The organism is Metamycoplasma alkalescens, assembly GCF_900476125.1.
Lineage (GTDB): Bacteria > Bacillota_I > Bacilli_A > Mycoplasmatales > Metamycoplasmataceae > Metamycoplasma > Metamycoplasma alkalescens.
This window is the reverse complement of the sequence record NZ_LS991949.1, coordinates 706,278-719,093: the sequence shown is the minus strand read 5'-3', so window position 1 is coordinate 719,093 and position 12,816 is coordinate 706,278. Positions and strand designations below refer to the sequence as shown.

At 24.9% G+C, this 12,816-nt stretch carries 12 protein-coding genes; 10 read left to right on the top strand and 2 right to left on the bottom strand.

Translation table 4 applies throughout. From position 1 onward, the window contains the following. The first annotated feature begins 61 nt into the window (after positions 1-61). The 8 genes from recA to D2845_RS03035 all read left to right on the top strand — a co-directional run bounded on the left by recA (position 62) and on the right by D2845_RS03035 (position 7,058). Entirely contained in the window at positions 62-1,060 is a 999-nt protein-coding gene (gene recA, locus D2845_RS03070) for a recombinase RecA (protein WP_002881786.1), read from the top strand. Between the two features lie 78 nt (positions 1,061-1,138). Next, positions 1,139-1,945, top strand: coding sequence for a TIGR00282 family metallophosphoesterase (locus D2845_RS03065; protein WP_002881785.1), 807 nt, complete (start codon positions 1,139-1,141; stop codon positions 1,943-1,945). Beyond that, positions 1,945-2,376, top strand: a complete 432-nt coding sequence (locus tag D2845_RS06815) for a transcription antitermination protein NusB (RefSeq protein WP_002881783.1) — start codon at positions 1,945-1,947, stop codon at positions 2,374-2,376. Before D2845_RS03065 ends, D2845_RS06815 begins: the two co-directional genes overlap by 1 nt. Positions 2,377-2,379: 3 nt before the next feature. Further along, positions 2,380-3,117 carry a TlyA family RNA methyltransferase gene (locus D2845_RS03055; RefSeq protein WP_110858076.1) on the top strand — a complete coding sequence of 246 codons (738 nt, stop codon included), beginning with the start codon at positions 2,380-2,382 and terminating at the stop codon, positions 3,115-3,117. Between the two features lie 4 nt (positions 3,118-3,121). Then, positions 3,122-4,297: an aminotransferase class V-fold PLP-dependent enzyme gene (locus tag D2845_RS03050; RefSeq protein ID WP_002881778.1), complete on the top strand. Its 1,176-nt coding sequence runs from the start codon at positions 3,122-3,124 to the stop codon at positions 4,295-4,297. Then, positions 4,284-4,709 (top strand): iron-sulfur cluster assembly scaffold protein, encoded by a 426-nt coding sequence (locus D2845_RS03045; protein WP_110858077.1) that lies wholly within the window; start codon positions 4,284-4,286, stop codon positions 4,707-4,709. The genes D2845_RS03050 and D2845_RS03045 overlap by 14 nt, the downstream gene beginning before the upstream one ends. Next, the gene (locus D2845_RS03040) at positions 4,702-5,964 is read left to right on the top strand and encodes a Y-family DNA polymerase (protein ID WP_110858078.1); all 1,263 of its coding nucleotides are present in this window, start codon (positions 4,702-4,704) and stop codon (positions 5,962-5,964) included. The genes D2845_RS03045 and D2845_RS03040 overlap by 8 nt, the downstream gene beginning before the upstream one ends. Then, complete coding sequence (locus D2845_RS03035) at positions 5,955-7,058, top strand: nicotinate-nucleotide adenylyltransferase (protein ID WP_110858079.1); 1,104 nt, start codon at positions 5,955-5,957, stop codon at positions 7,056-7,058. Before D2845_RS03040 ends, D2845_RS03035 begins: the two co-directional genes overlap by 10 nt. A gap of 50 nt (positions 7,059-7,108) precedes the next feature. Here D2845_RS03035 and D2845_RS06810 read toward each other — a convergent pair whose 3' ends face one another. Both D2845_RS06810 and D2845_RS06805 read right to left on the bottom strand, forming a co-directional pair. Continuing rightward, complete coding sequence (locus D2845_RS06810) at positions 7,109-7,486, bottom strand: hypothetical protein (RefSeq protein ID WP_002881771.1); 378 nt, start codon at positions 7,484-7,486, stop codon at positions 7,109-7,111. Between the two features lie 443 nt (positions 7,487-7,929). Further along, on the bottom strand, positions 7,930-8,334 hold the full coding sequence (locus D2845_RS06805) for a hypothetical protein (RefSeq protein WP_110858080.1): 405 nt from the start codon (positions 8,332-8,334) through the stop codon (positions 7,930-7,932). A gap of 658 nt (positions 8,335-8,992) precedes the next feature. On the opposite strand from D2845_RS06805, the gene dnaK reads away from it, so the two are divergent. Both dnaK and D2845_RS06800 read left to right on the top strand, forming a co-directional pair. Continuing rightward, on the top strand, positions 8,993-10,783 hold the full coding sequence (gene dnaK / locus D2845_RS03020) for a molecular chaperone DnaK (RefSeq protein ID WP_110858081.1): 1,791 nt from the start codon (positions 8,993-8,995) through the stop codon (positions 10,781-10,783). 194 nt (positions 10,784-10,977) lie between these two features. After that, positions 10,978-12,816, top strand: a complete 1,839-nt coding sequence (locus D2845_RS06800; protein WP_110858083.1) for an ABC transporter permease — start codon at positions 10,978-10,980, stop codon at positions 12,814-12,816.

Sequence of the window (12,816 nt, the reverse complement as noted above, 5' to 3'; positions counted from 1 at the left end):
TTTCCCAAATTTAGTTAAGAAAAAGGAATATAATGAAAAATATTTAGTGGAGGCAATATAAATGAGTGAAGACAAGACAAAAAAAATTGCTGATATTAATCAAATATTAAAAGAAATTGAAAAAGAGTTTGGAAAAGAATCGATTATGCTTTTGGGCGAAGGTCCTGACATCATTCCTGAAACTTTTAGTTCAGGATCTTTGTGTATTGATAATATTTTAGGAATTGGTGGATGACCAAAAGGAAGAATTATTGAGATTTTTGGACCTGAAAGTAGTGGAAAAACTACCTTAGCTTTACATGCAATTGCTGAAATTCAAAAAGAAGGTGGAATTGCTGCTTTTATTGATGCTGAACATTCAATTGATCCAATTTATGCAAGAAATTTAGGTGTAGATATAAAAAACTTAATCCTTGCACAACCAAGTTCTGGTGAAGAAGCATTAGAAATTGTTGATCGTTTAGTTAAAACTGGTGCAATTGATTTAATTGTTGTTGACTCAGTTGCAGCATTAGTGCCTGAAGTTGAACTAAATGGTGAAATGCGTGATCAAACAATTGGTGCACAGGCTCGTCTAATGTCAAAAGCATTGAGAAAAATTACAGGAACATTATCAAAAAATAAAACTGCAATTATCTTTTTAAATCAAATTCGGGAAAAAATTGGTGTTTTATTTGGTAATCCAGAAACAACAACAGGCGGTAAAGCCCTAAAATTCTACGCTTCAATTCGACTAGAAGTCCGTAAAAGCCAAAACATTACAAATAATGGTGATATCACTGGTAACCAAATAAAATGTAAAGTAGTAAAAAATAAATTAGCACCACCTTATAAAAGTACACAAATTGAGATTATATTTTCAAAAGGAATTTCAAAAATTGGTGAAATCATCCAATTAGCAGAATCATTTCAAATTATCAATCGAAAAGGTTCATGATATAGCTATAATGGCGAAAATATTGCGCAAGGACAATTAAATTTATCACTATTGCTACAAACAAATAAAACCTTATATGATGAACTTTATAATCTAGTTGTTGAAAAACTTAATAATGACTAAATCTGAAAGAATTTTTTATCTATTTATTTCCAAAGCAAGTTAATGTTAATAAGATTAAATTATATATAATTTACTAATATGGAAAAAGAAAGTATAAATGTTTTATTTCTTGGGGACATTTTTGGAAAACCTGGTATAAATTTTGTTAAAAAGCATTTAAAAAAATTAATTAAAAAAAATAAAGTTGATTTTGTTATTGCCCAAGCAGAAAATGTTTCTGGAAGAAAAGGTTTTATTCCAGAAGACTATTTAGAATTAAAACAAACTGGTGTAAATGCATTTACGCTTGGAAATCATGTTTGAGCAAAAAAAGAAATAATTGAAATTATTAATAATGATGATCTTATTCGACCAATAAATATTAATAATGAATACCCAGGTGAAGGAATTAGATTTTTTGAGATTAAAAATAAGAAAATAGCAATAATGTCTTTTATGGGAATTACATTTAACCCTCTTCTTGAACCATGAAAACAACAAGTTGCTAATAATTTTTTCGATAAATTTGATGCAGTATATAATTCTCATCATGCTGATTATTGAATCATTGATTTTCATGCTGAAACTACGTCAGAAAAATCTGTTTTTGGTTTATATGTTGATGGTAAAGTTGATGCTTTTATTGGTACACATACGCATGTACAAACAAATGATGCAAAAATTTTGCCTAATGGGACTTATTATGTTACAGATGCTGGGATGTGCGGGCCAAGAGATTGTGCAATTGGTTCAAATTATGAAGAAGTCTATCAAAAAATGCGTTATGATGCAAGACTTCCTTTTAAAGTGTCTGATAACAAATGTGAATTAAATGCAGTTTTATTTACATTGAGCAAAAACACAAATGAAAAAAGAATTAAATTAATAAGAATTTTGGAGGATTAATGGAGGATAAAAAAAATATTCAAAATAGAAGTAATTTTTTATTAAAAAAATATCATTTCCGAAAAAATGTTATTAATTATATCTATCAAGCTGAACTTTTTGGCACAAATTTGAATACAGCTGAAATTGTTAATAATAAATTAAATAAAGTTTCTGAATCAGAAATTAAAACCTTAGAAATTATTGAAAACAAATATAAAACCATTGAAAATATTGCAAAAAAATTTTTATTGGAAACATGGGATTGAGAAAGAATTAGTCCACTAATTAGAGCGATTTTAATTTTTGGAATTTATGAACTAACATATAATAATCCAAAAGTTGTTATTAATGAGATGATAAACATTACAAAAATTCTTTCACCAAAAGATGATTACAAATTTGTAAATAAAATTTTAGACAAAATATCAAAACAAATAATCAACAAATAATTTATGAAAAAAACATTGAAGGAACTAATCAAACAAAAATATAATTTGGATGACAAGGAAATTAATTCCTTAACAATGCAAGGAAGGGTTTTTGTTAATAATGAAAAAGTCTTGTTAACATCTTTAAAATTTTTAGATAGTGATAAGATTGAAATAAAATTCAAGAAAACAAAATATGTTTCAAGAGGTGCTTATAAATTAAAAGAAGCGATAGAAAAATTTAAACTTAAGATCAAAAATAAAGTTTGTTTGGATATTGGTTCTTCAACCGGTGGTTTTGTTCAAATATTATTAGAAAATCATGCAAAAAAAGTTTACGCACTAGACTCAGGTACCAACCAATTAGATTTTTCATTGCGAGTGAATGAAAATGTTGTTGTTTATGAAAAAACTAATTTAAAAAATATGAATCCCTCAATGTTTGTTGAAAAACTTGATTTAGTAACCTGTGATGTATCTTTTATTAGTCTAAGACATGTATTTGAAATTTGCAATAAAATTTTTGATTACAAAATAAAATTAATTACATTAATAAAACCACAATTTGAAGCAAGCAGCAAATATGTTGCAAATGGTGGTTATGTTGAACAAAAATATCATGAGTTTATTTTGAATAAAGTTATAAATATTGCAAAAAAAAATAATTTTCATTTACTAAAAGCGATTATAAAAAGTCCAATTTTAGGTGAAAAATCGAAAAATATTGAATATTTAGCCTTTTTTGAAAAACAAGGAGATTAATTAGATGTTTAAAATTGCAAGAGAAAAAATTTTTCCAATGTTTAAAAATAATCCTAATATTGTTTATCTTGATAATGCAGCACTTGCTTTTAAACCAATCTCTGTCATCAATAAAGGAAATGAATTTTATGAAAAATATTCAATTTCAACAAGAACTGCTGATTCAAAATTAGGAATCAGAATTGATCAAGAAATAAAAAGCGTTCGCAATAAAATTGCAAAATTTTTAAATGCGAATGAAGATGAAGTTATTTTTACCCAAGGTACAACAGATGGATTAAATCAAATTGCAAAAATGCTTGCAAATATTATTGATGAGGGTGAAATCATTTTTAGTTTTTTTAATCATTCATCAGCAATTGTCCCATTTCTTGAAAATTTTAATCACAAAAAAATTAAAATTAAATATTGTCTTGATGAAAAAGAAATTCTTTTAGCAATAAATCAACAAACAAAAATTATTGTAATTCCGCAAGTGTCTAATAATTTTCAAGCAAATTACAACTTAAAAAAAATCTATGCTAAATGCAAAGAATATAACACAATTTTAATCAATGATGCTGCACAAGCAATTGTTCATGAAGAGGTTGATTTTGAATTCTGTGATGTATTAGTTTTTTCGGGAAATAAAATTTATGGACCAACTGGAACTGGCGCACTTTTAATTAAAAAAAATCTACTAAACCAATTATCTTTAGTTAAATGGGGTGGTGGACAAGTTCAAAATATATTTGATGATTTTAATTGAAATGTTCGAAATTCAATCAATAAATGGGAACCAGGAACACCTAATTTTGCAGGGTTATTGCAACTTGGCGAAGCAATTTCATTTTTTTTATCTTTTGATATCAAAGATATTATTGAGCATGAAAAAGAATTAGCTAATTATGCTTTTGATGCCCTATCTAAAATTAAAAACATTGAAATCGCCTCGCAAAGAGGAGATACAATTATTTTGTTTAATATAAAAAATATTCCTCCGCAGGATGTTGCTTCTTATTTAGGAAATCGCGACATTTATGTTCGTTCAGGAGCTTTTTGTGCTTATAAATTTAAAGAAATAAATAATTTTTCCAATGCATATGTGAGAATTTCATTGGCAATGTACAATCAAAAAAATGATATCGATAAATTAGTTCAAGTTCTTAAAACTGGAGGAAATTTCATTGAAATTTTATAATAACCAAGAAAAACAAAAAATTATTTTTGATTGTTATTCGACCCCAAAATATAAATTAAATACTAAAAAAAATCAAGGAATTTCTGAACATTCATCAGTTTGTGTCGATGAAATTGAATTATATCTATCTTTTAAAAATGATCTTTTAGTAAATGCCGAATATTATGCGATTGGTTGTGCTATTTTTATTGCAAGCATTGAACTAATGATTGAAAACTTATTAAATAAAACAAAAAAGGAAATTAATGAAATTCTTGATCAATATTTCCAAATGATAAATGAAGGTAATACTCAAAATAAAAATTTTGATTTAGGCAAATTAAGTGTATTTGAAAATGTAAAAATTCATTTAAATCGTTTAGAATGTGCATCAATTATTTATCGTGCTTTTAAAAAAGGAATAAATGAATAAAGTAATTTTTCATATCGATATGGATTCATTTTTTGTTAGTTGTGAACGAGCAAAAAATCAATCTTTAAACAATAAACCAATTGTAATTGCATCAAATTTAAAAAGAGCAATTGCAACTGCAATGTCCTATGAAGTTAAGAAATATGGCTTTAAGGTTGGTGACGGATTTTATTTAATGAAAAATAAAATTAAGGACTTAATTGCAATTGAACCACACTATCAGTTATATTCATTAACATCAAAAAAGATTTTTAAATTTATTGAAACTTTTTTTACAAATAAAATTGAGATATATTCAATTGATGAATGTTACATTGATGTTACAGAAGAAGTTAAAAAATTTAATTCCCCTTATGAAATGGCTAAGAAAATTCAAGATGAAATTTATAAAGTCTTTAAAATTCCGTGTTCAATTGGTATTTCATACACAAAATTTTTAGCCAAAATGTCAACAAATAAAGCCAAACCTTTTGGTATCATTGAAACAAAGAAAGAAGATATTAAAAAACATTTTTATCAGCTTCCAATCAAAAAAATTTTTGGGATTGGTAAGGGAATTGTTCCTAAATTAATAAGAAATAATATTAATACATATGAAGATTTAGTTAATTGCCAAAATGAAGTTTTTTTAAAAAGTATTTTTGGAAAAAATTATTTTTTATTCATTCAGGATCTAAAAGGGGATAATAATAATCGCCAGCATGTTTTAACAAATGAAATTAAGAGTATTAGTAATTCTAAAACCTTTATGGAAGAAGATTCAAATGATTCAGAGTATTTAATCAATGAATTAAGAGAAATTACAGTAAATATTGTTAAAAGAGCAGAAGATTTGAATTTAGAGGGAAAAAATATTTCTGTTTCAATTAGACATCAAAATAAACTTTGAGTTCACAAAAATAAAATTCTTTCGAAATGAACAAATGATTTTGAACAAATCTGAAAAATTGTTTTTTTATTGTTTAATGAAATATGAAACGAACAAAAAATTCGCGGTTTAGGTGTTGGACTTGGGGGATTAAAATCAGTTTTTAGTGAAAAAGAATCACTAAATTTATTTGAATTTGAAAACAAAAAAAATTCAATTGTTGAAAAAATCATCAATGAAAATAATCTTGTAATTGGAAAAAATAAATTAAAAACTTTAAATCAATATGACCAAGAAAAAAATCAAAATAAAGAAAATATCCGTTTTTTAAGAAAAAATTTTAAAACTTATAACAAAAAAATTAATTTGGAGGACGAATGAGAATAGCTATTTATGGAGGAAGTTTTAACCCAATTCACAAAGGACATATTGAGTTAGCTAAATATGCGATAAATGACTTATTTTTAGATAAATTATTCTTTGTACCAGCAAATAAAAATCCTTTTAAAAAATCACGTAATTATGTCGATAATCAACACCGGATCAACATGCTTAAATTAGTTTTAGAAGACAAAATGTTTATCTCTGAATTTGAAACAAAAAGAAAAGGTAATTCATACACAATTGATACAGTTAATCATTTTAAAAATAAATTCCCAAATGATGAACTTTTTTTACTGATTGGAACAGATAACATTCCAAGTTTAAACAAATGAAAAAATATCGATGAAATTGCTAAAAAAGTAAAAATTATTGCTTTTAAACGTGGCAATCAGTATTCAAAAATTAATGTAAGAAAATATAATGTAAAAATTTTAAATAATCCAATTTGAAACTATTCATCAACAAATTATAAAAAAGGAAATTTATTTGAAGTTGAACAATTAGTTCAAGAATATATTGGCAAAAACTTTTTATACATTGATGAAATTGCAAAAAATTTTCTTTTTGACATCAAAGATAAGGAAAAACAATTTCGTTATTTTCATTTAAAATGAACAGCTGAATTTGCTTCGGAATTGGCTAAAAAACATAACTATAAAATTAAAAATGCATACCAAGCTGGTTTAATCCATGATATTACAAAAAATTGATCTGAAGAAAAATCATATGCTTTTTTAGAAAAATATGGATATAATAAAAACAATTTACCAATATACAAACTACATCAAACAACGGCTTATTATTGATTAAGAGATGTTTATAAATATGATAATGAAGAAGTTTTGGATGCAATTAAAAAGCACACTTCATTAGATTTAGAATTATCAATTTTAGATAAAATTCTCTATATTGCTGATAAAATCAGTAAAGGTCGAAAATGAAAAGGAATTGAAAAAATTCGAAAATTAAGTTTTGAAGATTTAGATAAGGCTTTTGCTTATATTGTTTCAAGATCAGAAGATTACGAAAGTAATGTGCGTGGACATAGTTTTAGTCCCGAGCAAAAAGAAATATATAAAAAATGGGGAAACAAATAAACCCCCATTTTTTATATTTATATATTATTTATGATTAATAGTGTTATTTTTTAACTTTTTCTAATTTGACGATTTACTTGAACTAAGGCAATGATCGCACCAACAAAAGCAAAAATTCAGATAAATATTCCAATAATATAAAAAATTCCTGCTAATATTGATCCAGCACTAAATGCATATACTGTTCCAACGATTGTCATAATAAATAAAATCAGTCCTAAAAATCCAAGTAACAATCAAATTGCAAGTCCTGAAACTGCAGCCCCTGCAATAGCAAATGTCGCTGCTTCATTTTGACCTGCTGCTGCCGCTGCACCCGCAGTGGCTACACTAATCAAAAGTCAAATAAGAAAAATAAATCCAATGAAAGGTAAAACTATATTTGCAATATGTAATCTTCCATATTTTCTTAATTGTTGTTTTTCCAATTTAATCTTCTCCTTTTTTAAAAAATATATATATTAATTTCACATAATAAAAGTTATAGTGCTTAATGTTTAATATCATTAAAAGTTAAAAATATTGCGCAACGAAACACTTAAATTTTAAAATGAATCATTAAAACAAATAAAATTATAAATAATTTTTATAAAAATTTAACTTCAGTTAAACTCATTAATAAAAAATATTTAGTAAGCAAAATAATTTTACTAAAATTATGCATCCTAAAAAAATTTTTTCTTTATATTTAAAAACTTATATTCTCTAAATGCGATTGTAAATTAATTAAAAAAAATAAATAAAATTATTTTTGTTATTTCATTGCAAAAATCAAATGCTTAAAAAATAATATTCATAAACTGTAATCAAATTTATAAATAAAAAAAATGAGGAAACAAATTATCCTCATCTTTTATCTTTTTTAATAAATCTATAGACCAGTATTTGGTGAAATTGAAACATCATTATTTATCTTAATTTTCTTTTTAACATCAATTAATGAAAATATTGCACCAATTAGTCCACATACAAAAACAAAAAATCCAACAATGTATAAAATCATTCCGACTGTCGAATTTACTTTGTAGGCATAAACTGTTCCAATTATTTGTAAAACAAAACAAATTATGTATAAAATTCCTGCAATAACAAGTCAAGAAATATTAATATTTAGTAATGAATTAAAATTTATTGTTGAGCTTGACATATTTGCTGCTTGACTAGCAGCTTTACTGAACAAAATTATGAACATAATAAATGAAAAAACATAACTAATCGATAAGAATATTATGTTTAATAAATGCAATTTGGCATATTTTTGATAATTTTTTTCCATAAATAAATCCTTTTAAAATAAATTCCATTTCTAATAAAAAATATAATTCTAATTGTTTATTTTAAAAATCATTTTTCTTATTAGCAATACCAATTTTTAAATGATAAAAATGCTTTTAAAAACTAAATTATTTTAATCATATAAACATTTCAAAAAATAAATTATAATTAAAAAAATCTTTTTTTAATTTGCTTCTCAAGCAAAATAAAATCAATTTAACATAAAAAATAACAAACATGATTATTTAAATATATAAACTAATAAAAACTTTTATACAATTGTTTTTTAAATCAATATTAAAAAAATTATTGATTATTATAATCCGATGAAACTTAATATTTTTTAAGTTTTAAAATCATTAAATTAATAATTTTGATAAAACCATATTTAGAATTAATTTTCAAAAGTAATCTTTTTTATGTTTTATTTTTTATTATCATTTAATTTTAATTAAATTGGATCTTTAATTTTATCATACAAGACCTTATAAAATTAATTATTTTCAATACTCTCACAATAAAAAATCAACTTAACATCGATTAAATTAAATTTAGCACTCTTTTTTTAAAAGTGCTAAAAAATGTGGTACAATAGTTTTATAATTTATTAAAAAAAATTAAAAAATTAAATATTCTAAATTAAATTAAAGGAGTTAAACATGGCAAAAGAAATTATTCTTGGAATCGATTTAGGTACCACAAACTCAGTTGTTTCGATTATTGAAAATGGAAATCCTAAAGTCTTAGAAAATCCCAATGGTAAAAGAACAACACCATCAGTTGTAGCTTTTAAAAATAATGAAACAATTATTGGCGAAAATGCAAAAAGACAATTAGAAACAAACCCAGATAGTATTGCTTCAATTAAAAGATTAATGGGTAGTTCATCAACAATTAAAGCAAATCAAAAAGATTACAAACCAGAAGAAATCAGTGCATTAATTCTATCTTACATGAAAGAATATGCCGAAAAGAAAATTGGTTCACCAGTTAAAAAAGCTGTTATTACAGTGCCTGCATATTTTGACAATGCCCAACGTGAAGCAACTAAAAATGCCGGAACAATTGCTGGATTAGATGTTGTAAGAATCATTAATGAACCAACTGCTGCTGCACTTGCTTTTGGATTGGATAAATCAAAAGATGAAAATCACAAAATCCTAGTGTTTGACTTGGGAGGTGGAACATTTGACGTTTCAATTTTGGAAATGGAAAATGGAACATTTGAAGTTTTATCAACATCAGGAGACAATCATTTAGGGGGTGATGACTGAGATCACAAAATTGTTGATTGATTAATTAAAGAAATTAACACAAAATATAATTACAATGCCAAAAATGACAAAATGGCAATGGCAAGATTAAAAGAAGAAGCTGAAAGAGCAAAAATTGCTTTATCTGAATCATTAGTTGCAAATATTTCTCTACCATTCTTAGCAATGAATGAAAATGGTCCAATCAATGTTGAACTTGAATTAAAAAGATCAGAGTTTGAAGCAATGACAACTGATTTATTAGAAAGAACAAAAAAACCTTTAATTGATGCCTTAGAACAAGCTAAATTAAATTGAAATGACATCACTGAAGTTTTATTAGTTGGTGGATCAACAAGAATGCCAGCTGTACAAGAATTAGTTGCTAAAATCACTAACAAAAAACCAAATAATTCAATCAACCCTGATGAAGTAGTTAGTGTCGGTGCAGCGATTCAAGGTGCAATTTTAGCCGGGGATATTCAAGATGTTTTATTACTTGATGTTACACCACTAACTTTAGGTATTGTTGTTGAAGGCGACATTGTTGCTCCTTTAATCCCAAGAAATACAACAATTCCTGTGACAAGAAGTCAAATTTTCTCAACTGCAGCCGATAACCAAACATCTGTTTCAATCGTTGTTACACAAGGTGAAAGACAAATGGCACAAGATAACAAATTCTTAGGAAGATTTGATTTAAGTGGGATTACTCCTGCGCCTAGAGGAGTACCTCAAATTGAAGTGAGTTTTTCAATTGACGTAAACGGAATTACAAAAGTTACAGCTAAAGATAAAAAAACAAATCAAGAACAAAGTATTACAATTCAAAATACTTCAGCATTATCAAAAGAAGATGTTGAAAAAATGGTGCAAGAAGCTGAACAAAACAGAGAAGCTGATAAGAAAAAACGTCGTGAGGTTGAACTGACTGTTCGTGCTGAACAAATAATTCACCAAATTGATAAATCTATTACATCTGAGGAAGCAAAAAAAATGGATGAAAGTCAACTTTCAGAAATTAAAAAAGAAAAAGAAGAAATTCAAAAATTACTAAATGATAAAGATTTTGATTCATTAGAAAAAAAACTAAATGAATTTGAACAAAAACTAGCACAAGCAATGGAATTTCTAAAAAAACAACAAGAACAATCAAATTCTTCGAAAGCAGATGATAAAAATAATGAAACAAATTAATTTGATTTTTTAAAAAAATATCAATAAATAAAAAATCCAAAATGCAATTGAAAATTTTGGATTTTTATTATTTCATATGCATTTAAATAACAAATATTCAAAAAAATAACAATAAAAATAAAATTATAATTAGATAAAAATTGTATTTTTTTAATTATTGAGATATAATTTTTTTGGTTAAAAGGACAATAATTATGAATACAAGTGCAATCAAATATTCCCAATTCACATTCAATACCACACTAAAGAAAAAAAACTCAATTATCATGCCGATTTTAGTGTTGATTTTTTCACTAATAATTGGTTTAATTTTTAAATTTTTAATCAATCCAAAATATTTGGATTTATCAACTTTTATTTATATTTTTGCAATATCTTTAATGACTATTATTTTTGCCTCAATCAAGACATTAAACATCTTTAAAGATATGGAAAAAGAAGGACTAGAATTAATTAGTTTATCCAAACCAATTTCAAGAAATAATTTAATATTTGGAAAATTACTTGCCTTAATCTATTTTGGTTTAATTTGATCAAGTATTTTATTTGTTTCAGCCTTAATCTCTTTATATGGAATTTATTCAATTAGAAATCTATTTTTAAATAGTTTATTATTTTTCATTGTGGGATTTAGTACATACATGCTAATTAGTTTATTAACAGCTTTAATTTGCTATAAACTAAGTTCAAAAATTTCAATGACAATTCCTTTAGTTTTATTTATTCCTTTATCACTAGGAGGGGCATTATTATCAGCTAATGCAACAACGAATGTTAATAACGCAGCTTTTTATATTAACAAACAATACCCTTTACATTTAGCAGGTAATGAAGCAAATGTTGAACCTTTTTTTATTAACAATCAAAAAGATGAATTACTTTTAGTTCCAAATGGAATGCAAAACAAAAATTTTTCAGAAGAACAAAAACAATATTTGGAAGAAGTAATGAAAATCTCAAATAATTCCTCAAAAGAATGACAAATTTATTCATGACTTTCAATTCCATACCAATTATTAGATATTTTTAATCATAAAAATATCAATGTTTTTGAAACTATTTCCAACAACAAATTTTCAAACCAAGATAAATATGTTTATTATCATCATCTTGATAACATTACTTATAAATATAAATTAAATAAAGATATCAAACAAAAAAAATATTTAACAAATGATTCAAAAGATGAAAATGATAAAAAATACATTGTTCCAGGATTGCTAAAATCTCACTCAATTATTCCGAATATAATTGACACAGAACTTATTTATGAAAGAGAAAATGCCGAAAATCCTGAAACTAATTTTCCTGAAGATGAATCGCAATTTGCGGCTGAAAATAATCTTGTTGGCAAAATCAAATGAGACTATGTTTATGAAGTTTTAAAAGACTCAGAATTCAATATTATTGCTAAAGAATTCATTGAAGAAATGCTGAAAACAATTAAAGAAAAAGAAATTAGTGGACTATTTGGTATTAATCAAACATTATTTGATGAACTATCTCAATATATTAATAATGAAAATACTAAAATTAATCAATATAAAAATAACAATCTAACAATTTTTAATCAAGAAGCAATCAAAGAAAAAAAATTACAATCTGAAATTGAAAGAAAAATTTATTTTGCAATTGCAATTTTAAATTTCATTTACTTTAACTACCATGATGAAGAACTTTATGAGGCAATGATTAAGAATCCACAAAATGATTTTTTTGGAAATTATCAAATTACTTTAAAAGTCGCTGGGTTTAATTATTTGATTGGTGGATTTAGCTCATACGAATCAAAAGAAATAATCAAAAATGATGAAAATATCACAAATGAGGAAAAAGAAAAAAAGGTTATTAAAAGATACGAATTAACAAAAAGTGATTCAAATTACTTGTTTCAAACAACAGATCAATTATTTGGCATTACTCGTGATAAACAAATTGTGAATAAAAATGTTTATTTTGTAATCTGAATAATTTTAATTGTTATCTTATTTGGTTCAACTTTTGTGTTATATAAAAGAAGGGATTATAAATAA